The sequence below is a fragment of the Chryseomicrobium palamuruense genome, from assembly GCF_042649045.1.
Taxonomy (GTDB): Bacteria; Bacillota; Bacilli; order Bacillales_A; family Planococcaceae; genus Chryseomicrobium; species Chryseomicrobium palamuruense.
Map to the genome: position 1 here is coordinate 119,656 of NZ_JBHSEF010000023.1, position 20,609 is coordinate 140,264.

A 20,609-nucleotide genomic window follows, 5' to 3' on the forward strand; every position below is an offset into this window, starting at 1 on the left:
CTTTATATCTTGATGTAGTCCTCTACTTGTTCATGGATAACGTCCTGTCGTACTTGATTGAGCTGCTGCTCCAGCAAGCGTTCAAGTGCTTCTGTTTTCTGTTTCCTCGTTTCACCTTCTAAGTCATGAAAGTAGACAGGTGATCCTCCCTGGATGGCTACTTCGCCTTTCTGGTGATGACCATATGAATAATAGAAGGTAAGAGGGATAATAGGCACTTTCGGAAGTTGACTGGCAAGATGCCCTACACCTGTCTCCAGTTTCAACGGTCGTTTTTCTTGATGATATTCATCGCCTTGTGGAAAAATCCAAATACTCTTTCCTTCTTTTAAGAGTTGCTTAGAATAACTGAGGGCTTCCACAATATCTCGACGAGAGGTTTTCTTCACGGAGTAGGCGCCAATCCATTGAAAATACCAGAATTTCTTGAGGCCTTCTTCATGCATTAAAATATAGACAACTCGGTCAATTACCGTGTGACGTAAGTGAAAGTAGAGAAGACCATCCCACCAGGAAGAATGATTCGCAATATAAATTGCCGGAGACGGATAGGGGTCCTCTCCCTTCCAGTAGATGGTGTGAAAGTGACTTCGTAACTGTCTGTGCGTAATTTGCCGCATAATCGCTTCAAACCATCGCTTCCGGTTGGCACGAATCATGACTCCTTCAGTCTCCTTTCTGCAAATCCATAAAGAACGCCTGTTAAGAAGAAGCTAAGGAAAATGGCTCCCCACAATCCCCCTGCAGCCATCGCGGTCACGATGAACATGAAGATCATCATGCCGTATAACCAATAGGTCCGCCTTTCCCATCTTTCAAAATCCGTTTGACGTTCCTCTCGTTTTTCCATTCCCCAAATGACCGCATGAAGAAGAAAAGCGACGACAAACCATCCCATAAAATTGGTCCATGGAATGTCATAGTATAGGCCACCCTCCCGCCAAATCCAATATTCATTCGCTTTAAAAGCGACCGGATCAATGATAAGGTCCATGACAACCGCAGCCAAGCTTCCCAACACAACATACCAAACGCCTCCGGAAGGGGTGATACGTTTCGTCAGAGCATGCGTGGAGGCGATGACAAGAAGCCAAGCGAAACCAATCGTGAATGGAATCATTCCAAATAGTTTATATCCAAACCGATCTGTATAATCGTACTCTCCAAATAAAATTCCATAAGCAGAACCTAAGTACTCCATAAAAGAAGAGAATATGTAGATAACAAAGACAACAACGGTTGCTTTGGCTGGGGGAAAGAGATGATAGAAATACAGAACCCCTATGAGTCCAGCCAATACTAAAAAGACGGAATTTGCCCATTCAAGCCAACTTGGTAAAAGGGCAAAGCCGACAAGAATCACGCCGACCGCATACCAAAACAAAAAGAGTAAGTAGATGCGGTCTTTCCACTTCGACATACCTCCACATCCTTTCTCTAGTGAAAAAACACCCGGAGGCGGGTGTTTTATTGAATCACTGCTAAAATTTCGGCTTTCCGTTCATCGGTTACGAAGTGTTTCGTATCAAACACCCGGTACTCTTTTTCACGAATGGTCGTGAGGATATGACGATAAAAATGAGAAGCACTCTTGAGTGGAATTTGAGACCTTTTTGGATATAAGTGAATCGTTCGGTTCGCTTTGTCATAGTGGCTTTCTGCTTCCGCAGCCAACTCTTCCCACGCTTTTTTAAACCCTTCACTCATGACCCCTTTGCGCATACACCATTCCGACACTTCGAAATGAGCGAGTCGTTCTGTAGGCATATAAATACGGCCTCGTTCCAAATCCTCTCCCACGTCACGTAAAATATTGGTTAACTGCATCGCAAGACCAAGTGATATCGCGTCTTGTCTTAATTCATTAACTTTGCCAGGCGCAAGAATTGGAAGCAACATAAGGCCCACAGTACTCGCCACATGATAACAATAAATCAACAAGTCCTCGAGTGTTGCATAGCGGTGAATCGTCAGATCCATCTCCTGACCTTTTAATTGTTCTTTAAAAGGGGTTGCATCCATTTCATAGCGCTTAAACACATCTTCAAGAGCTAACCACATCGCATCGGACGCATCAAATTGTCCTTGTAAGAACGCATTAAACTCTTCCTCAAATGCACGCAAACTTTCCTTGGGATGTTTCCCTTCATCTACTAAGTCATCTACTCTACGACAAAAGGCATAGATGGCCCATACAGCTTGACGATCGGCTTTTGGAAGAAGCGAGAATGCTTTGTAAAATGTCCTGGAATTCTCAGCAATGACGTTTTCACAGTGTTGGTACGCTTGTTTGACGTTCATTCGATTGTCCCCCTTTAATCGGAAAGTCACCCACAATGGCATCAGCTGTTAAATAAGCACCTTGCATGACAATGGGAATGCCGCCCCCCGGGTGGGTAGAAGCCCCTGTTGCATACAGGTTGTGAATCTTCGTAGGTTTTGCTTGTGGACGAAAGACGCCGGACTGACCAAGTATCGGTGCAATTCCAAAATTCCCACCTTGGAAGTACCCTTCTTGTTTTGCCGTTTCTGGTGTGCGAATTTCCATCCATTCCGTATGATCTCGCAATCCTTCATATCCGTTCATTTCTAAACGATCAATGATGCCTTCTCGCCACTCATCAACATCATTCCATGCTACATCAGAACCCGCGGGTACTGGGACAAGAACATAAAGAACACTATGTCCGGAAGGAGCAAGCGTGGGATCCACGACTGACGGGTTAAATATATAGATGGAAGGTTCTTTCGGTAACTCTTTAGTCTGGAACACGGCATTCATGTGACCTTTGAAATCCGGTCCCATTAAGTAGTTATGAACGGGTTGCTCCAAATACGTCTTGTTCAGACCAAAGTATAGTAGATAACAGCTTGATGATGGCGTGAACTTACGCGCGGGCACTTCCGGAAGTAGTTCCGGTAAGTGCGGCATCTCTCCATTAAAGACTACTGCGGAGTGATGCGTTTCTTGACCTGACGCTCGAACGCCTGTCACGTTGCCGTCTTTTGTCAGTACCTTTTCAACGGATGTGGACAGGTGAATCGTCACACCACGTTCCCGAAGTGTCTTTTCAAGTAACGGAATCAGAGAGGCATAGCCTCCTTGTAAGTAATAAACACCGTGTTCATGTTCAGAGAACGAAACTAACGAATACATCGCGGGCACTTGATAAGGGTTGCCACCAATATAAAGAGACTGCAGTGCATATGCTTGTTGCAGGCGCTCATCACTAAAGTAGCCCTTCATTAGTTGAGCAACGGATTGATAAGGTTTTAGCTGCAGCAATTTACGTATATTTGAGAATGTCCAAAAATCTTTGGACTCGGAAAAAGATTTGGATAAAAAGGCATCCATCCCTATATGGAATCGTTGTTTACCTTCCGTAAGAAACCGTTTGAATCCTCCCGTATCCCTTGGAAACAATCGGCTAATTTCTTTCTGCTGCTCGAGAGCATCCGCGTATTTTGTATAAGTCGAGCCGTCTGGAAAATGCATCGAGTACAAGGGATCACATCTCAGTAATCGCAAGGAAGTCGTGTCAACACCTGCTTTTTGAAGGAGTTCTAAAAACATTTCCGGCAGCAACACGATGGTTGGGCCTTCATCAATGCGATACTCCCCGTGGCGAACAAATGCAAGACGGCCTCCGAGCTTATCGCTTTTTTCGTAGATGGTCACCTCATAACCCTGATTCGATAGGTAAAGAGCCGTCATCAGTCCACCAACGCCTCCACCAATAATTCCAACTGTCATGATGTCCCCTCCCATGCAGGAAGAAGACCGACCGGAATCCGTTCTTTTCCTTCTTCTGCTAAAATCCCATTGGCCACAATACGAGCAGATTCTAAAATTGTCGGTAACCCGCTTCCTGGGTGAGTGCCTCCACCAACTAGCCAGCAGTGATCCAGCTCTTCGAACTTATTATGTGGGCGGAACACCATCATTTGTGACAATTGATGTCCTAAATTGAACGTGGCGCCTTTATAGACAGCTAAATCCTGTTCCCACTGCATTGGTGTCAACATTTTTTCAACGATAATATGTTTGGAGATGTCTTTAAATTCCGTTTTCTCTTCAATTGTACGGAGGACTAAATCTCGAAATGATTGTTGTTCCTTCTCCCAGCCAATACCGCTGTCATTGTTAGGCACGGGCGCTAAGATATAGAGAGCAGACATTCCTTCCGGTGCAAGTGTTGGATCCGTCACACTGGCATTTTGGATATAAATAGAAGGATCTGCAGACAGCTTCCGTTGATTAGTAATCTCTTCGACATTCGTCTTATAGTCTTTTGCAAAGACAATAGAGTGATGCGGGAGATCGTATTTTTTATCCAGGCCTAGGTATAACATAAAGGTAGAACAAGAATATTTTTTCTTTTCCAAATTTTCAGATGAGTATTTTTTTAGTATACCTTTATCAACGAGGTTTGTCATGACATGCCCAAAATCCCCGTTAACCACTACTTCGTCGGCTGTAACTCTTTCTCCAGACTCAAGTAGTAACCCTGTCACTTTCTTACCATCGAGAATAAATTTTTTCACCCCTGTATCTAAATGAATTCTCCCTCCAAATTCTCCAAGCACCTTGGCCATCGAATGGGAAAGCTGATTCACACCACCAATCGGGTGATAGATTCCATAGGCATGTTCCATATAAGAGAGGATGGAAAAAGCACCCGGACACTCCCATGGTGACATCCCCAGATATTTTGACTGAAACGTGAAAGCAAGCTTCAATTCTTCTTGGTCAAAGTATCTACTCAATACATCATGTAGCGTCTTTCCAAGTTCTAGTTCAGGCAATGCTTTAATTACACCTGGACGCATATAGTGAATCAATTTATCCATACGAGATTGTAGAATTGGAGTGAGTGCTGCTAATTTACGACCGCTTTCAGTCATAAATTGATCGTATCCCTCACTGTTTCCTGGATACGCTTCTTCAATACGACGTTTCATTTCTTGTTGATCTCGTGTCATTCCTAGTTTCCGTTTCCCATCAAACGTCAATTCATACATTTCCGGAAGCTCGACAAGGTCCATGTAGTCGTGCATGTTTCTCCCAGCTGCTTGAAAGAGTTCATCGACAATATGAACCATACTTAAAAACGTAGGTCCCATATCAAATCGATAGTCTCCTAGCTCAATTGCTGAATTACGGCCTCCGACTGTTTCGTTCTTTTCATAAACGTCCACTTGGTATCCTTTTGAAGCGAGCAACATGGCCGCCGCAAGACCACCTGGCCCTGCACCGACAACTGCTATTTTCTTTTTCATGATGGCCCTCCTCTTTGTACAACAATTGTATAATGATTATACAACCTTTTTTCTTATTATGCCATTAAGAGCTTTATTTTGTGATATTTTGTATAACCTTCGAAGAATGTTGTTGTAAAAGAATGATAGACGTTTAGTTTTACCTCGCCTTTTAAGTGTGTGTGTTCTATAACCTTACGTCTATGAAAAGTAAAAAATGCCCACCTCGAAAGGTGAGCAAGTGAATTACGCTTTTTTAGCTGTTGACAGTTGTGGTTGGAGGGGAGGAGTAATGAGCCAAGCTTTTTCCTTCATTAAACGTAGCCATTTCGCTCCAGCAAGTGCTTTCGATGCATGGAATTGTCCGAATAACATCGCTACGTCTTCACGAACGCATTGACCCATGACCATGCTGCACGAAACGAGTCCTTGTCCCAAGTTCATGCTAACTGTATTCGCAATTTCCGGATCAAGTACACGAGCCCCAGGTGGAATGGTCTCTGCATCAGCAACTGGTCGCTCTGGTGTTTCTGGAGGGAGGGGAATGCCATTTTCTTTCAACAATTGCGTTAACTTGACGGTCTCTTCTTCCATCGTTTTGTGAAGATCCTGCAATTCCCGCTTCAAATCATCGTCCCCTGCATGATTGTTCAGTGTTTCGTACAACCGTAGCAATCCATTCGTTGACAATAAGTATGCCCAAATCCCTGTAATTTCACCTACATGTAACGGTTCTTTAGACGGATTTCCTGATAAAATACCCAACTATGTGACCTCCTCTTCGGTAATCATAGTTAGGTTGTGTGGAATTAAAAAAATTATTCATTTTTAAATGAGTGTGGCTACTGAGAAGAAATGGCACACACTAGCTGCCAATACAAAAACATGCCAGACCGCGTGATGATAGGAAAAGCCGCGCCACACGTAGAAAATAGCGCCTACAGTGTAGAGTACACCACCAGCAACCAGTAAAATGAGCCCTTCTTGTGTCATCGAGGCTGTTAATGGATTCCAGGCAAAAACGATTAACCAGCCCATGACCACATATAAAAAAGTAGAAAGCTTCACAAAGCGCTTCACAAAATACAATTTAAACAATGTGCCGGCAATGGCAAGGCTCCAGACGATACCGAACAACACCCAAGCGAGTGTTCCTTGGACAGCCAAAAATAAAAACGGTGTATAGGTTCCGGCAATGAACCAATAAATCGATGAATGATCTAGCCATTCGAACCAGTCTTTAGCTTTCCCTTCCGGAAAACTGTGCACGAGAGTCGAGGCTGTGTAGAGTACCAGCATACTCCCACCAAACAATGTAAAGCTGACTACATGCCACGCGGTGCCATAGCGGGCTCCTGCCACAACGAGAATGACGAGTGCCGCGATACTTAAGAGCATGCCAATACCATGAATCAAAGCATTCATGAATTCTTCGCGTTTTGTAAAAGTATGTGTTGTATCCAAACCGATCACTCCTTACTCCCCACTCTACGCTTTTCCTATGGAGGAAAACAGTGACAGCTGTCACTCTTTCAAATGACAGGTGTTGTTAGTTCGAGGATTCTGCAGTAGCTAGCTCACGAATTTGTTGTTCGACAAGTTCATGAACATCCGAAAATCGAAAACCTTTTTCAGCAGCAAATGCGGTGGTTTGTGCGAGCGATCCGCCCAGGTCGTATGGGCTGCGATTGGTAGTCGCCTCATCTGAAATCGAGTAGGAATGACCGGTGATACCCGCAATCTTATCTAGGAGTTCACGAATCGAATAGCTTCCGTCAGAGCCTGCATTGATCGGTCCGAAGAACTCACTTTTCGCAACAGCCACTAAAAATTCGGCCGCATCTTTTGAATCAATAAATCCAAAGCGTGCGCCCGGATTTACAGAGCCTACAGGTTGATTTTCAAGAACCGCACGTACATGAAAAGCAAATCGCTCTGTATAATCATCTGCTCCAATAATAAATGGGAACCGAACGGTTACGACTGAACACGGAGCTTGTTGGTAGAGAACGGCTTCTGATGCCCTTTTTGCTTCCTGATATCCCGAAAACCCTGCGTACTCTTCCCGACTTTTGTAATGAATATCAAATTGACGCGGGTCAAAATCATCTTCCGTTAAGTGATCTCCTTCATCATAGACTGCGACTGATGAGATAAATACATACTTACCAATTCCTTCACCTAGTGCTTCCACCACTTCGCGAACTTCAACAGGAGAATAGCATGTATGGTCAAATACCACATCATATTTTTTTCCAGTTAAAGCAGCTGCCACACTTTTTCCGTCCGTGCGGTCGAGTGTTAACCGGTGGACCGTCTGCCCAAAGTCATCTGCCGCCTTCCCCCGTGTAGCAATTGTAACGTCGACACCTTGTTCCACTAAGAGTTGAACGACACGTTTCCCTACAAATTGAGTTCCACCTAAAATCAATGCTGTTTTCATAGCTCTCTCTCCTCTTAAAGGGTAATCACCTGTTTGGTCGATGCCAGTTCAACAGGCCCCGTATAGCGTTTTTTTGCTTCGGTTACTAAAATCGATCGGTCTCCGTACTGTGGCAAATGCGTGAGAACAAGCCGCTTCACATTCGCTTGTGCGGCAAGCTTTCCAGCCTCTTCGCCTGTCATATGCCCTTGAATCTTGCCAGCATATTGCGGATATACATTGGCTTCACTTACAAGAAGGTCAGCTTCTTGTGCAAAGGGAACTAAATCATCTGTCCACTGGGTATCTGCTGTGAAGACAACAACTTTGCCTCCTGCTTCAATTCGGTACGCCAGACAATAGACCGGATGAATGGTGGGACAAACGGAAATATGAAAAGGCCCAATTTCGAAGGAAGCCCCTTCCATTACTTCCTTCCCTTCGGTCACTCCTTTGTAACTTAACTTCTCAAATTCCACGGAATCTTGTGTGTGTCCATAGATCGGGATCACCTTCGATAAATTGCCGAGCTGTGTTTGAATCATCGCTGCGTGTTGCAGCACCCCAATATCTGCTACATGATCCGGATGGTAATGACTAATGAGTACGGCATCGAGCTCTTCTATTGTTCCCAGTGTCAGATAAGTAGAAAGCACGGCACTCCCACAATCGAACAATAGCCGTGTACCTTCGTATTCGATGAGGAAAGAAGAGGTGGCTTCTCCCGCTTCGGGATAGCCGCCCCACATGCCAATTGTCGTTATTTTCATTGCACTCACTCCTTCACATCTTTTTGCTAGTATCTATTCTACCTATTTTCTTTGTGTATTGCATTTTTATGCAAAGCGGAACATGATATAATACTAAAATTAAATTGTACTTAAAAGGAGCCTTGGCGATGGATGCATTAAAAATTATGGACCAACTTGATCAACTACGACCTGCCCTGCAACCGATTGTCAGTGCCATTACCCATCAGATTGTCGGCTACGAAGTTTTAGGACGCTTTGCCACAGAGGACGGAGTGATTTCCCTCGGCCCCTTCTTCAACGATCCGGAAATTCCGGAAGACTTCAAAAATGAGATTGATGGACACTTACTAAATCTAGCCGTCGACCACATGCTCGAACAAAAATTACCTGGCTATCTTTCTATCAATCGCAGTGGGGCTCAACTTCTTGCCGATGACGGAGAAGTATTGCTTCAACAGCTTGAGAAACAAGAGAAAAAAGGGTTTCGTATGGACCGTTTTGTGCTTGAAGTCACAGAGCATGATATCGCTGGAGACTTTGAAAACTTGAGTCATTTGCTGCGTTACTATAAAACGTATGGCCTCCAGCTAGCGATTGACCATATCGGGGGAGAAAGTTCGAATATCGATCGTATCCGGACCTTACAACCGCATATACTCAAGATTAATGCATCGTTAACTCGCTCATCGAATCTTGAAAACTTCCAAGACGTCTTACATACATTATCCGTCCTTGCCCGCCGCATTGGGGCTGTTCTTGCCTACGAACACATTGAGGATGTCAACCAATTGTATTTTGCGTGGAAGAATAACGGCCATTATTATCAAGGATACTATTTAGGCAAGCCATCCTGCACTCTTACCTCTAATCAAGCCTTAGCCATTCCGATTACGGAGCAAATTCATGAATTTGTAGAGCGAGAAAAACAATTGATTCAGCAGCGTTTGGCATTTGCGGAAGCGTGCGGCATGCGACTGAAGAAACTCCGGAAATGGCAGTCGGAAGAACGAGCAGACGCGTTACTCCATGACGCACAAGGTTTGTTTGATGAAGAAGCCTTTCGTCTGTATATTTGCGACAGCAACGGCAGACAGGTGTCTTCCAACTTGCGCAGGCATGGAGAGGCCTGGTCACTAGAAGAAGACATTCGCGGGGCAAACTGGGCGTTCCGTCCCTACTTTTTAGAGACGATGTTACAGATGCAACTAACACATAAAGGCAGACTATCAGATTTGTATTCCGATATTGAAACCCGCGAGTTCATTCGGACGTTTAGCTACCCACTAACAAATGACTACTTCTTGTTTATTGATATCAGCTCGTCGTTTTTGACGGAACGAGATTATCTGTTTATGAATTAACTTTTAGATGTGTTGACAGCTTGCACGTCGAGCGACCGTTCATTAGCCATGAAATGAGATTTATTGACCATGAACTGAGATTTATTAGCCATGAACTGAGATTTATTAGCCATGACATGAGATTTATTAGCCATGACAAGCATTCCTTTAGCCGCAAAACGTATGATGGGAACCAATCAATTCAATAGACGAAAGGTGCGAATCACCATGAAACTCGAACATCCAATCACAGGCGTTACATGGGGCATTACTATGAAATCCCATGAACGTCCGGAGAACAACAACATGGCTTTGCATACGTGCGAGAATCCGGAGGATATTTTGGCGAACCGGGAAGTTCTTGCGCAAGAGCTCGGTGTGCCACTTGATCAATTTGTCCTTGCGAACCAAACGCATAGCGACCACTGTCATGAAGTAACTGCAGCAGATCAAGGGAGAGGCGCGTTTTCTGTGGATACCGCTATACCCGACACCGATGCGCTGTTTACTTATGAACCGGACCTCGTACTCGGGACCTTTACTGCCGATTGTGTACCTATGCTCTTTTGGAGTACAAGCTCGCAGGTAATCGGCAGTGTCCATTCCGGTTGGCAAGGAACCGTAAAAGAGATCGTACCAAAACTGCTTGTCCACTTAAAAGAGGAGAAAAAAGAGGAGTTATCGAATGTACATGTCGTTTTAGGACCTGCCTTAAGCCAAGAGAAGTTTGAAGTCGATGCAGATGTTGCTGAGAAATATAAAGTCTTAGGGTATGCTGATGAATGGATTGTCTACAAAGAAGAAACAAATAAATATCATATCGACAATGCGCAAACAGTACGAGCGCAATGTCTACGGGCCGGTATTTTACCAGAGCACATTCATGTCTCTCCGGTATGTACATTTCAAGCAGCGGACGGCTTCTCATACCGCCAAAATAAACAAGACGGCAGGCACTTAGGATTTATTTTCCGACATAATGATTAAAAAGTGCCCTTAAATTATCCTCATTAACATTCCGACTCCCGCTTCCTTGATGAGGTATTTAGCTGTTGCAGGAATCCCTTAGGTAATAAAAAAACGCACTCCTCGTGAGTGCGTTTTTCTATGTCCATGAAGGAGCTTCATGTTCTTCAATTTCAGCTTCTAGAAAAGCATCCCACGTATTCACTAAAGGATTCCACACCCGGACGTACGTCATTTTCTCAACCGTATCATAGAGGCGAAACTCGTAACAGGTCACCCACCGGAGTTCTCCGTCATCATAGTCCACTAGTCCATTCAACGATTCAACAAACCCTTCCGCATGTTCCTGCTCATCCGCAAGTGTTTCTTTCACACCTTCAACGAGTTGTTCCTCATGCCGGTCGGGCACTTCATACGCCTGTGCATAGCGAAAAGGAGTGGCTGCTTCCTCGTGCGTCTCCACTTCTTCATCTGCCACTAAAAAGGTTTGATGTGTCGGACTAAATAGAAGATCCCGATACTCTTCTTCTTGTTCTTCCTCATAGATTCCCGCCAGGAGTTGTTGCTTTCCTGCTGGCGTCAGCACATAGCCTGTCTTCGTTTCTTGTATCAACTGGTTTCGTAGAAGTTTTTCCATTAAGTCGGTGACGAACAGTTCCTCGACAACTAATAATTCAGCGATAGCTGCTGCCCGTCGGATGGGCATCTCATCGATCACATGAAGAATCATCCGCATCAAAATATCGAGTCGGTATTTCTTTACACGTCGGAAGGTTACAGCGTACGACCATACAGGTAATTGCCAAAAGTCTCGGTGCTTGATTGTCACTGCTTTATTTCTTTCAAGTTGGCGTGCTAAATCAGTGGCTAAGTTTGACATGACCAAGCACCTCCTCTAGTGTTCGTGTTCCCTCGATTTGCTTCGTATAGTTCCAAACATGCTGGTACATATCTTTCGTAGAAGTGCGTTTTACTTTTTCCGTGAACATTTCATGGCTTCCCACTAAAACAAGCAGTTCTTTTGCTCGGGACAGAGCGACATTCAGTCGGCGGTAGTCATTCGCAAACCCAATGTCTCCTCGCCCTTCCTGATGATTACGCACCATACTTAAGATGATGACCTCCATCTCCATCCCTTGGAACCGGTCTACTGTCCCTGTTCGCATCGTGATATGAGGTAATCGGAGCTCTTGTTGAATGAGTCGATCAAGCTGTTTGACTTGTTCCCCGTAAAAGCTGATGACCCCGACAGTTTTTTGAGTATCTTTCGGATAACGTCCTTGTTCTTTCGCCGTCTTTATTGCCTCATTTAAATCGATTAACGCTTGCCGCATGACTTTCATTTCGGAAGGGTTCCATAAACTCTTCCCGCCCTTGACACGTTCTTCAAAATAGCCCTCACCGTGAGGCAAATCAACCCAGAGCACATGGTTCTCCGGACGTAACCAAGGTGTTTCAAGTCCATGTGCTCGAAGCGTATCCGAATCCTCTAGTCCACATGTTAACTCGTGCTGATCATGGCGATAGAACGGGGTAATGGTCTGCATAATGGACTCATGCATACGATACTGAATCGCAAGCATCGTCTTATGAGTTTCCGGCAAGTTCTTATATAAACGTTCAAACAATGATTCTTTTAATAAGTTTTCAATTTCTTGTTTCGCTGTAAACTCTTTCTGATCTTTCATCATTTGTTCAAGCACTTCTTCAAGCGTATCATCTCCAAGAAGCGGCGGAAGTTGGTGATGGTCTCCTACCAAAATGACTTTCTTCCCTTTTAACATCGGTAAGAGAAGCTCAGGAGGTGTCGCCTTTGACACTTCATCAATGATGACCACATCAAACGATGGGTAATTCTCTACGAAATCTTTTCTTGCGGAAGCTACACAAGTCGTTCCGATCACATTCGCATACTTAACGTTCAGTTTGCGAATTTCATCTACGTCCTCAGCAGTAGCTTGCTCAAGAAGACTTTGCCACTGAGATTGCAGTTTTTGTTTCAAAGGCGCATCTTTACTTTCTCTTTCAAGCGTTTCTACTTGGAACTGCAGAGATAGCCATTCCTTTTGAATCTTTTCGAGTTCTTCTTCTGGATTGTCTTGTAGAAGATGTTCGAGTTCTTTCAGCTCTTCTTCCAAACGCTGTATTTCGGAAGGAAATATCTCTGCCTGTGTTAAGCATTCTGTAAGTGCATTCTGGGCAGACGCAAGCTGTTCTTTTGCGACTTCCCAATCCGAAATCACTTGAGCGTAGCGTTCTTCAAATGCTGCAATATGTGCCTGTTTCTTTTCCAAATCTCGTACGGTTCGTTCCCATTCGAAAACTGTTGTTTCTGTTATCTGCTCCAGCTCTTCTAACCAGCGGTCTCCTTCTGCATGCTGCCACTCTGCATCGAGCTGGTGCTCCCGTTCTTTCAATTCCTCAAGCAAGTTCCCCGCACTCTGTTGAGCTCGGAGTTCCTGCTGAACCGTCAAACGTTCCATGTTCACGAGTTCCTCGCGCAACATCATAAGTTCGTGTTCTCCACGAGCGACGAGATCCTCATAACGATAAATGATTTCCGCTATGTACCGAAGACGGCTATAGAGACCCTGAACATAGTCACTCAGTTCACGCATATCCGGAAGTTGCCGATATTTGATCCATGCTCTACCCTGGTCAAGATACGCCTGCAATTCTTCATTCAGATAGACAGGGTCTGCCTGTTTACGAATCGGACGTTGCTTTTCTCCAAGTTGTTGGGTGAAATAATCAAGCGCCTTGGAGTACTGTTCCCACGTGCTTACTGCAGGATGATAGGTCTTCATCAATTGCCGAATCCCTTCGATTCCTTTTAATTTGAAAAGTACACGCGGTGTTTGGTACACCGGATTTTCATTTAAAACGTCTTGAATGTCTTTTACCTTACGCAATTGTTGAAAATGTGCTTGTTTTTGTTCCGTGAATTGAAGTTTCGAGTTAAGTTCTTCTACTCGATGCTTTGTTTCTTCTAAATTCTCTTTCACCTGTTGCCGAGATTTCTGAAGCTTGGCAAGTTGTTGGAGTTCCGTGACATGATGCAATTTTTCTTTAGCGACTACTAATTGTTCATCAAGTTCGTCTTTCGTCGGAAAGTTATGCTTATCTTCTTCCTCTTTTCGCTTGTTAGTTGTTACTTCGTTAAAGTGTTTCAACGCCTCATCTACAGTTGTTTCAAATTGTTGTTTCTGTTGGTCAAACTCTTCCATTTGTTTGGTGCGTTCTTGGTGTTCAGTACGGAGCTCTGCTTCTTTTTGTTGCGCTTCTTTTTTGCGTGCTGCTTTCTCTGTCCACAGATTTACTTTTTCTTGTAATTCCTCAAACAATGGTTTTACAGTCGCAAGTTCCTGTTCAACTTGCTTCATGCGAAGTGCTCGTTCATCGACAGTACTTGTAATGGTTCTTAGTGTAACGTCTCGCCAATAATCCCCAATATTTTCTTCAATAAACTTTTTACCTTCTTCTTCAATACTTTCCGTCCGTCCTACACGGAGAATTCGAATATCTTTATTGGCGAGTAATCGACTCAGTGCGTTGTCTACTGCCAAATTAGACTGAGAGGCCACAAGCGTACGTAGTCCCATCTTTGCATTTTGAAGACAAATCTCAGAAATGACGGTTGTTTTACCCGTGCCAGGGGGACCTTGGATGACATAAACATCTTCTGCAGCGATGGCACCTTCTACAGCCCGCCGTTGATAGTCGTTTAATGGATGATGCAAATGAAGTTTAGGAATGGTTTTGAGTGGTGCTACCGGTGGAGATTCTTCAAACAAGATTTTCTCTAGAAGTGGATTTTCCGCTTGCCCTTTTTCAAGCTGAACAAATCCAGAACGTAACCGCCGAATCTGACTGAGCGAAGCAAAATTGCTCAAAGTAGCTGTCTTCCCAAATCGTTCCGGATTCGTTTTCCGGACGACGTCTTCCATATACGGCAAGACCTCTATTTCCATCGTGGCAGAACGCTGATTTACTTTCAGTACTTTCCCGAGTTCGCGGCCTAGTGCAGGAAACTTGATGTCTAAGTCTTTTGCTTTCCGCCAGTCGTCTTGCTTTAACTGAACATCGTACAATGTTAAACGTCTAAAGTCTTTTTGAATTCCTACCTCGCCAAAGGAAAACGAGATGTCTGCTATATCGGCTTGCTGCTCTTGAATCGAGAGATACCCTTCCCATCCAGCTATCCTCTTTCTGACATATGCCGATTTTTCAGCGGCATCTTCCAGTTGATCTAGCCATTCACGAAAGGGTCGGGGAACTGGGTTCTTAATATGTGAATCTGGTACGAATGTGAGTTGGGCAGTTTTTCGCCAGTTGGTTTCTAAAATGGATTTATGTGGCTTTAACATGACATGTACAGCTGTTAACACGTAATCTTCCATGACTGCCGTAAGAACCGGAAGTTTTCCATTAAATTGTGCAAGCAAGTCTGGGGAAATATGCGCAAAATAGAGCAGAATTTTAGTAGATTCCTGCTCTGGCTCTTTATTTTTTTCAATTAGCACCGTATGAGGGTCATGCTGCTTGAGAAAACCCGAGTCCTCGAGTCCAAACCGTTTAAACGCATCTTGTACGGATTTTGTCAGTCTGATCGGACAGTTAAAATGTCTTGCACTATTCATAGAAATCCCTCTTTTATTGAATCTTTCTCTATACTACATGGAAACCTTCCATACGAAAACCACCAGAAGTCCCTTTCTACTTTCATTTCCCGGGAAATCTTTGGAACATAATAGATTGCATGCTATACTTAATTCACTATATTTCAAAGGATGATTGGATGTCACCGTTAAAAGTAAAACGCGTACCGTTTCAGAATTTTGACGAGGCCGCAAACACGATACTGCATATGATGGCAGGCCTATTAGAAATTAATACGTTATTCATCGCTAAAAACGACAAACAATCAAATGAAATTACAAAAGCAATCAACAAAAAGGAGACTCTCGTTCAACCAGGAGACACCTTGCCGTTTGAGCAAACGTTTTGTAAAATCAGTGTCGATCATGGGAATGAAGTGATTTACATTCCGGATATCACGCAACACGAACTGACAAAAGACTTGCAAGTGACACATAACTTGAAAAGTGGAAGTTTCATTGGAATTCCTATTTATACAGGGGACGGGGAGAATTACGGCACCATTTGCGGACTCGATACCACGCCTTTTCGTATACGCGAGGAACATGTAGATTTGTTCGAGACAATGAGTTCCTTACTTTCCTACGTCCTTGAGCTCGATGATGCCCAACGTCAGATTCAAAATCTGTCGGTCCCTATCGTTCCTCTTGCAGAGGGAATTGCGATTTTACCGGTCATCGGGAACATTACACGGACCCGGGTGGAACAGATTGTCGAAGTGGCCCTTACACGCAGTCAGGAACTCGGCCTCGACTATTTAATTGTGGACCTATCAGGAATCACTCAAATGAACCAATCTGTCGCAGACTCGCTATTAAAAATCACCAAACTTTTAAACCTGTTGGGTGTTCGACCTATACTGACCGGACTTCGACCTGAAACAGCTCTACAAACCAATCAACTTGGTATTGATTTGAAGAAGGTGATGGTAGAAGCCAATCTAGAGCGAGCTCTAGCTAAAGTTGGTTTTATGCTCGAAAAAAAATAAGCACTCCAAGTGGGGTGCTTATTTTTATTTAGTTTAGATCGTCAGCTGCTTCTTCTTGTAATTGTTGAAAAGCCTGTGACACGCGTTCAAATTCAGCATCCTCTTCAATCTCATAAAGCTCATCTTCCGCTTCTACGCGTAAGAAGAACACATCAATGTCTTCTTTGGAATCATCTTGAACGTCTTCTGAAAATGCAACAGCTGCATATTCATTTTCTTCCACATGTACGAGACCGAGAACTTCGATTTCTACTTCTTGGCCGTTTTCATCTTCCATTGAAAACACATCGCCTACATTTACTGTACTCATATCGTTTCCTCCTCGTCTACTTGTCTTACCTACTCAGCATAGCATACTTCACAGAGTAGAGAATATACTCTTCTTTTCCCTACTCATCACGAGTTAAACGATTAAAACGATTGATGGAAAGTCAGTTGATTTCCTACATATGCAAGCGTTTCTCTCAGCACAAAAGGAAATTGTTCTGCCCAAGACGTATAGACGCTAGTAGGTGTGGGAGCTGCAGAGACATTTAATTCAAATACATCCGCCATCATGAGTGCACGCTTCATATGAAATGGATCACTGACGAGTAGAAATTTCTCGAGTCCTAGTTGAATTGCTAAGTCTTTTGTATACATCATATTTTCCCGGGTGATTTGAGAAGTATCCTCCACCAGGATGGCTGACTCTGGTATGCCCATCTCCATCGCATAAGCTTTGGATACTTCCGCTTCACTTAAAGACGCCCCGTCTGTTTTCCCACCTGTAAATACGATTTGTTTGACGAATCCTTCTTCATATAACCATATCGCATAATCAACCCGGACACGTAGAGCAAGTGAAGGTTGATCTCCTTCCACTTTCGTGCCGAGGACAAGCGCTGCATCTGCATATTCCAGTTCAAGTTCGGATGTAAACGTCCATATTCCATACATAGACAAAAGTATGTAAAGAAATAAACTACTGATCAGTACCTTTGATGCTACGCGCATAGTTCTGTAAAATCCCCATTTCGATTTGTTCTTCTCCTATTAGTATGAGAAAGAAACGGCTAATCGAACAGAGACGCGAGACCTAGTTCATGTGTCTAAATAGTGAATCTATGAATGTATGCGTCATTATTTGTTTCTTGCCTCATATAGTAATCAAGTGGTCCGAAAAGAAGCCACCCACAAGGGGCAGCTAGTAAGACTCAATCGCTTCGAGTAGCTCTTCAATCGAATTCGTTTCCGTCACATCAAATGCAGAGGGTTCTTCCGGTCCCGCAAGAGATGGATCTGCCCCGTACTCCAGCAATACTTCAGCAGATGCACGGTCTCCATACGTAACAGCCGTTGTAAGTACTGTCGTATAGTTGTCAGCCGTATTCGGGTCCGCACCTTGGTCAAGAAGGAAACGGACGATGTCTGCATTTCCCCCGTAAACCGCATACATTAGAGCGTCTGAACCGTCCGCGTCTGTTGCGAGTAAATCGGCTCCAGCAGCAAGTTCTGCTTCTACAGACTCCGTGTTCCCGTAATACGCCGCTGTCATCAGAGGAGTTTCCCCTTCTATACCAAAAGCGGTCGATTCATCACCAAGTGTCTCCTCCCATTCCGAAGTAAACGCAGAGGTGAATAGGTTGCCGTATAGGAAACTTCCTCCTGCAAACAAGGCAATGGCTGTAAAGTATACTGCCATAATCCCCACAGCAAGTAACGCTGCCCCTCCGAGTACTTTTCCTAATCTTGGCTGATACACCTTTTGTGCTGTATTTGCAAACACAGAGATAGCCTGCACCCGTTTCGGAAGTAAAGGATGGGTAGATAAGATTTCAGAAAGCCATACTGCAGCATTCGATTCGGTTTCAATCTGTTGCATATATGCGTTTTCATTGACTTCACGGAATGTTCCTTTGCCGATTCCGAGCAATGTCAATGCACGACGGGCCGCTTGTGGATTTTGAATGACATATGCCGCATGGCGGTCACATGTATATTCACAGGAACGGCTATAGGCTTGTGAAAGAAACGGAACGAAGGCGGCAGGTAAAATCAATAGATTCTTCCAGACATGTCGTCTCTTAACGTGCGCTAATTCATGCGCCAAGATAAAATCGAGTTCCTCTTGACCTTGTTCTCGAGCAAGCTCAAAGACCTCTGAATACAAAACGACCATGTCACGTCCAAGAAAGCGTGTCGCAAAAGCATTCAATGCACCTTCCGATTGGATGACAAAGACATCCGGTACTTTCTTTAAGCCCATCTCTTTGGCTAATACGTCTACGCGTGCATACACATCAGGAAACTGTTGTTGATGGATGCGTACCCCGTTTCCGCGGATGGATCCCAACATGATCAGTTGAAGATAAAACACGATAGCAAACACAATCAGTGCGATTCCAATTCCAACAATTGATACAGCAGCTACTATGTATATGCTAATACTGATTAACAAACTAATAATAAAATAGACAACTTCTCGCGAAGATCGAATATGGGATGATTGCATATTGAAATTCCTCCTGTTCACTTTTCTACAATAACATGTTCTCGCATGTCAAACTAGCACTTTTTCGACACTATTTGTAAATTAATTTTCTCAAAATTCACCATTATCAATTAATCAATATTTCTTGATGAAATAGTTGACATGCGACCTGAGGGGTCGTATGATGAGTTTATCAAGGAAATTTGATTGAACAACTAGAAGGTGAATTCGATGCTAGAAACGACACATTGCACGCTTTCAACGGACACTTTAGCAATATATGAAAAGAAATTCAAAGCCATTAGTGACCAGAAACGCTTGCAGATTATGAACATCTTATCGAATAAAGGTGCTATGTGCGTAGGAGATCTCGCACCGTTGGTGGATATGACACAGTCCAAACTGTCATACCATTTAAAAATTCTATTGGACGCCGACCTTCTTGAACGAGAAACAAGCGGAACCTGGAGTTTTTATCAATTGAATCAGGTAGAGCTGAATCAATTATTATCTGATGAACTCTGTTGTCTATTCAAACCGGAAAATTGATTTTTCCGGTTGTGCTTAGGACTTTTAATCAAATTGTCTTGTTTAATTAAAAATTAAAACAATTCAGGAGGAATTTCTTATGATGAATTTATATTCTATGCATGAATCAGTAAAAGAAAATCAGTCTTCCATTCAGTTTTTAGCACAGCAACGTTTAGACAACCAGACAGCTACTACTGTAAAGCCCCACCCTTGGAAGAAATGGTTTTCAATCAAATCCTAAAATTTAAATTTTTCGACTTTTAATCAAATTGTCTTGTTTAATTAAAATTTCATACAATTATGGAGGAATAAAAAATGATGAACTATTACACAGTTGGAGAATCAATGAAAGACGCACAGAATGAAATGGCTTTCCAAGCCCATCAACGTATTGAAAATAAGACGTCTTCTTTCACAACAAAAGTAAAGGGATTATCGAAGTGGAATATCTTCAAATCTACTCAAAAAGCTATTAGCTAATCCATGCGCATCGATAAATCAAAAAATCTAGTAGCATCGGATCATGATGAAAAGCTGATTCACCGCGTGTGGAACTACTTTAAGCAAATACTTCGTAAATCGTGAACTCTCGCATTGGTGCGGGAGTTTTTTTATTTGGCTTGTGGCCGTTCTCTAGGTGTCATATTGATGATGAAATAACTGATGATAAGAATCAAAATAACTAAAGCATTGAGTAATGTATGAAATGCATTGTCATGTTCAACGATAATGACCCTAGTCATCGCAGTGATTCCGATATAGAGGAAGTAACGGAGTGGGAAATGATAGTTTTCTTTAAAATACTTTACAATCATCGCTATAAATTCGAAATAGAGAAAGAACAATAATATGTCCGCTAGAAATACTTTGTAATCATAGGTCGAGACGGACCAGATCAATTGACCGAACTCTACTAATGAACGAACTAATAAAAAGGATAATGTTAGAGCCAGTCCGATTAAAGCTAGGTTTAAAAAACTTTGCAATATCTTTGGAATCATTACAGTCAAAGGAATGACTTCTCGCATCGGTCTTGTCATTTCTTGTTCTCCCCCTTTATTCAACTTCATTTGACATCCTTACTATCCGTTTCTGATGGACGACATGTAAACTTTCTTCCCATGAAGAATTGTAATAGTTATACGAATTTTTACCACATAAGTCAACACTTATTTTCAGAAAGCGTTTACACTGAAAGTCGAGTCTTTTCCAAATTCCT

22 protein-coding genes are annotated in these 20,609 nt (G+C 43.2%); 6 read left to right on the forward strand and 16 right to left on the reverse strand.

Features of this window, described 5'->3' with window-relative positions:
- Positions 1-2 precede the first annotated feature (2 nt).
- From ACFO0S_RS10290 to ACFO0S_RS10330, 9 genes are all read right to left on the reverse strand, one after another.
- On the reverse strand, positions 3-659 hold the full coding sequence (locus ACFO0S_RS10290) for a lysophospholipid acyltransferase family protein (RefSeq protein WP_378141918.1): 657 nt from the start codon (positions 657-659) through the stop codon (positions 3-5).
- Positions 656-1,420: a carotenoid biosynthesis protein gene (locus tag ACFO0S_RS10295; RefSeq protein WP_378141919.1), complete on the reverse strand. Its 765-nt coding sequence runs from the start codon at positions 1,418-1,420 to the stop codon at positions 656-658. The genes ACFO0S_RS10290 and ACFO0S_RS10295 overlap by 4 nt, the downstream gene beginning before the upstream one ends.
- A gap of 47 nt (positions 1,421-1,467) precedes the next feature.
- Positions 1,468-2,301 carry a phytoene/squalene synthase family protein gene (locus ACFO0S_RS10300; protein WP_378141920.1) on the reverse strand — a complete coding sequence of 278 codons (834 nt, stop codon included), beginning with the start codon at positions 2,299-2,301 and terminating at the stop codon, positions 1,468-1,470.
- The gene (locus ACFO0S_RS10305; RefSeq protein WP_378141921.1) at positions 2,270-3,754 is read right to left on the reverse strand and encodes a phytoene desaturase family protein; all 1,485 of its coding nucleotides are present in this window, start codon (positions 3,752-3,754) and stop codon (positions 2,270-2,272) included. The genes ACFO0S_RS10300 and ACFO0S_RS10305 overlap by 32 nt, the downstream gene beginning before the upstream one ends.
- The gene (locus ACFO0S_RS10310; RefSeq protein ID WP_378141922.1) at positions 3,751-5,280 is read right to left on the reverse strand and encodes a phytoene desaturase family protein; all 1,530 of its coding nucleotides are present in this window, start codon (positions 5,278-5,280) and stop codon (positions 3,751-3,753) included. The genes ACFO0S_RS10305 and ACFO0S_RS10310 overlap by 4 nt, the downstream gene beginning before the upstream one ends.
- Before the next feature lie 225 nt (positions 5,281-5,505).
- Positions 5,506-6,024, reverse strand: coding sequence for a DUF3231 family protein (locus ACFO0S_RS10315; RefSeq protein WP_378141923.1), 519 nt, complete (start codon positions 6,022-6,024; stop codon positions 5,506-5,508).
- 63 nt (positions 6,025-6,087) lie between these two features.
- The gene (gene trhA / locus ACFO0S_RS10320; protein ID WP_378141925.1) at positions 6,088-6,723 is read right to left on the reverse strand and encodes a PAQR family membrane homeostasis protein TrhA; all 636 of its coding nucleotides are present in this window, start codon (positions 6,721-6,723) and stop codon (positions 6,088-6,090) included.
- 85 nt (positions 6,724-6,808) lie between these two features.
- The gene (locus ACFO0S_RS10325) at positions 6,809-7,702 is read right to left on the reverse strand and encodes an NAD-dependent epimerase/dehydratase family protein (protein WP_378141926.1); all 894 of its coding nucleotides are present in this window, start codon (positions 7,700-7,702) and stop codon (positions 6,809-6,811) included.
- Between the two features lie 14 nt (positions 7,703-7,716).
- Positions 7,717-8,451, reverse strand: coding sequence for an MBL fold metallo-hydrolase (locus tag ACFO0S_RS10330; RefSeq protein WP_378141927.1), 735 nt, complete (start codon positions 8,449-8,451; stop codon positions 7,717-7,719).
- Positions 8,452-8,579: 128 nt separating this feature from the next.
- Here ACFO0S_RS10330 and ACFO0S_RS10335 point away from each other — a divergent pair, with 128 nt between their 5' ends.
- Positions 8,580-9,794 (forward strand): EAL domain-containing protein, encoded by a 1,215-nt coding sequence (locus tag ACFO0S_RS10335; protein ID WP_378141929.1) that lies wholly within the window; start codon positions 8,580-8,582, stop codon positions 9,792-9,794.
- On the opposite strand, the gene ACFO0S_RS10340 is transcribed toward ACFO0S_RS10335, so the two are convergent.
- Complete coding sequence (locus ACFO0S_RS10340; RefSeq protein WP_378141930.1) at positions 9,791-9,928, reverse strand: hypothetical protein; 138 nt, start codon at positions 9,926-9,928, stop codon at positions 9,791-9,793. The two genes, ACFO0S_RS10335 and ACFO0S_RS10340, sit on opposite strands and share 4 nt — an antisense overlap.
- Positions 9,929-10,001: 73 nt before the next feature.
- Between ACFO0S_RS10340 and pgeF the strand changes: the two genes are divergently transcribed.
- Positions 10,002-10,760, forward strand: a complete 759-nt coding sequence (gene pgeF / locus ACFO0S_RS10345; RefSeq protein ID WP_378142214.1) for a peptidoglycan editing factor PgeF — start codon at positions 10,002-10,004, stop codon at positions 10,758-10,760.
- A gap of 118 nt (positions 10,761-10,878) precedes the next feature.
- On the opposite strand, the gene ACFO0S_RS10350 is transcribed toward pgeF, so the two are convergent.
- Both ACFO0S_RS10350 and ACFO0S_RS10355 read right to left on the reverse strand, forming a co-directional pair.
- Positions 10,879-11,619, reverse strand: coding sequence for a hypothetical protein (locus ACFO0S_RS10350; RefSeq protein WP_378141931.1), 741 nt, complete (start codon positions 11,617-11,619; stop codon positions 10,879-10,881).
- The gene (locus tag ACFO0S_RS10355) at positions 11,600-15,379 is read right to left on the reverse strand and encodes a DEAD/DEAH box helicase (protein WP_378141932.1); all 3,780 of its coding nucleotides are present in this window, start codon (positions 15,377-15,379) and stop codon (positions 11,600-11,602) included. The genes ACFO0S_RS10350 and ACFO0S_RS10355 overlap by 20 nt, the downstream gene beginning before the upstream one ends.
- Before the next feature lie 158 nt (positions 15,380-15,537).
- On the opposite strand from ACFO0S_RS10355, the gene ACFO0S_RS10360 reads away from it, so the two are divergent.
- Complete coding sequence (locus ACFO0S_RS10360; protein ID WP_378141933.1) at positions 15,538-16,386, forward strand: STAS domain-containing protein; 849 nt, start codon at positions 15,538-15,540, stop codon at positions 16,384-16,386.
- A gap of 28 nt (positions 16,387-16,414) precedes the next feature.
- Here the strand turns inward: ACFO0S_RS10360 and ACFO0S_RS10365 are convergent, their stop codons facing one another.
- The 3 genes from ACFO0S_RS10365 to ACFO0S_RS10375 form a co-directional block, all read right to left on the reverse strand.
- Complete coding sequence (locus ACFO0S_RS10365; protein ID WP_378141934.1) at positions 16,415-16,696, reverse strand: DUF1292 domain-containing protein; 282 nt, start codon at positions 16,694-16,696, stop codon at positions 16,415-16,417.
- Between the two features lie 101 nt (positions 16,697-16,797).
- Entirely contained in the window at positions 16,798-17,382 is a 585-nt protein-coding gene (locus ACFO0S_RS10370; protein ID WP_378141935.1) for a YdcF family protein, read from the reverse strand.
- Between the two features lie 190 nt (positions 17,383-17,572).
- The gene (locus ACFO0S_RS10375; protein WP_378141936.1) at positions 17,573-18,880 is read right to left on the reverse strand and encodes a M48 family metallopeptidase; all 1,308 of its coding nucleotides are present in this window, start codon (positions 18,878-18,880) and stop codon (positions 17,573-17,575) included.
- Positions 18,881-19,090: 210 nt separating this feature from the next.
- Here ACFO0S_RS10375 and ACFO0S_RS10380 point away from each other — a divergent pair, with 210 nt between their 5' ends.
- From ACFO0S_RS10380 to ACFO0S_RS10390, 3 genes are all read left to right on the forward strand, one after another.
- Entirely contained in the window at positions 19,091-19,408 is a 318-nt protein-coding gene (locus ACFO0S_RS10380) for an ArsR/SmtB family transcription factor (RefSeq protein WP_378141937.1), read from the forward strand.
- Positions 19,409-19,487: 79 nt separating this feature from the next.
- A complete protein-coding gene (locus ACFO0S_RS10385) occupies positions 19,488-19,631 on the forward strand; it encodes a hypothetical protein (protein ID WP_378141938.1) in 144 nt (47 codons plus the stop codon).
- 74 nt (positions 19,632-19,705) lie between these two features.
- Complete coding sequence (locus ACFO0S_RS10390) at positions 19,706-19,870, forward strand: hypothetical protein (RefSeq protein WP_378141939.1); 165 nt, start codon at positions 19,706-19,708, stop codon at positions 19,868-19,870.
- A 131-nt stretch (positions 19,871-20,001) separates the two neighbouring features.
- Here ACFO0S_RS10390 and ACFO0S_RS10395 read toward each other — a convergent pair whose 3' ends face one another.
- Positions 20,002-20,430, reverse strand: a complete 429-nt coding sequence (locus ACFO0S_RS10395; RefSeq protein WP_378141940.1) for a phosphate-starvation-inducible protein PsiE — start codon at positions 20,428-20,430, stop codon at positions 20,002-20,004.
- Between the last annotated feature and the right edge of the window lie 179 nt (positions 20,431-20,609).

Coding starts and splice junctions, on each gene's coding strand:
- ACFO0S_RS10290 (WP_378141918.1), bottom strand. CDS start 659: ATGATTCGTGCCAACCGGAAGCGATGGTTTGAAGCGATTATGCGGCAA.
- ACFO0S_RS10295 (WP_378141919.1), bottom strand. CDS start 1,420: ATGTCGAAGTGGAAAGACCGCATCTACTTACTCTTTTTGTTTTGGTAT.
- ACFO0S_RS10300 (WP_378141920.1), bottom strand. CDS start 2,301: ATGAACGTCAAACAAGCGTACCAACACTGTGAAAACGTCATTGCTGAG.
- ACFO0S_RS10305 (WP_378141921.1), bottom strand. CDS start 3,754: ATGACAGTTGGAATTATTGGTGGAGGCGTTGGTGGACTGATGACGGCT.
- ACFO0S_RS10310 (WP_378141922.1), bottom strand. CDS start 5,280: ATGAAAAAGAAAATAGCAGTTGTCGGTGCAGGGCCAGGTGGTCTTGCG.
- ACFO0S_RS10325 (WP_378141926.1), bottom strand. CDS start 7,702: ATGAAAACAGCATTGATTTTAGGTGGAACTCAATTTGTAGGGAAACGT.
- ACFO0S_RS10330 (WP_378141927.1), bottom strand. CDS start 8,451: ATGAAAATAACGACAATTGGCATGTGGGGCGGCTATCCCGAAGCGGGA.
- ACFO0S_RS10335 (WP_378141929.1), top strand. CDS start 8,580: ATGGATGCATTAAAAATTATGGACCAACTTGATCAACTACGACCTGCC.
- ACFO0S_RS10340 (WP_378141930.1), bottom strand. CDS start 9,928: ATGGCTAATAAATCTCATGTCATGGCTAATAAATCTCAGTTCATGGCT.
- pgeF (WP_378142214.1), top strand. CDS start 10,002: ATGAAACTCGAACATCCAATCACAGGCGTTACATGGGGCATTACTATG.
- ACFO0S_RS10350 (WP_378141931.1), bottom strand. CDS start 11,619: ATGTCAAACTTAGCCACTGATTTAGCACGCCAACTTGAAAGAAATAAA.
- ACFO0S_RS10355 (WP_378141932.1), bottom strand. CDS start 15,379: ATGAATAGTGCAAGACATTTTAACTGTCCGATCAGACTGACAAAATCC.
- ACFO0S_RS10360 (WP_378141933.1), top strand. CDS start 15,538: ATGTCACCGTTAAAAGTAAAACGCGTACCGTTTCAGAATTTTGACGAG.
- ACFO0S_RS10365 (WP_378141934.1), bottom strand. CDS start 16,696: ATGAGTACAGTAAATGTAGGCGATGTGTTTTCAATGGAAGATGAAAAC.
- ACFO0S_RS10370 (WP_378141935.1), bottom strand. CDS start 17,382: ATGCGCGTAGCATCAAAGGTACTGATCAGTAGTTTATTTCTTTACATA.
- ACFO0S_RS10375 (WP_378141936.1), bottom strand. CDS start 18,880: ATGCAATCATCCCATATTCGATCTTCGCGAGAAGTTGTCTATTTTATT.
- ACFO0S_RS10380 (WP_378141937.1), top strand. CDS start 19,091: ATGCTAGAAACGACACATTGCACGCTTTCAACGGACACTTTAGCAATA.
- ACFO0S_RS10385 (WP_378141938.1), top strand. CDS start 19,488: ATGATGAATTTATATTCTATGCATGAATCAGTAAAAGAAAATCAGTCT.
- ACFO0S_RS10390 (WP_378141939.1), top strand. CDS start 19,706: ATGATGAACTATTACACAGTTGGAGAATCAATGAAAGACGCACAGAAT.
- ACFO0S_RS10395 (WP_378141940.1), bottom strand. CDS start 20,430: ATGACAAGACCGATGCGAGAAGTCATTCCTTTGACTGTAATGATTCCA.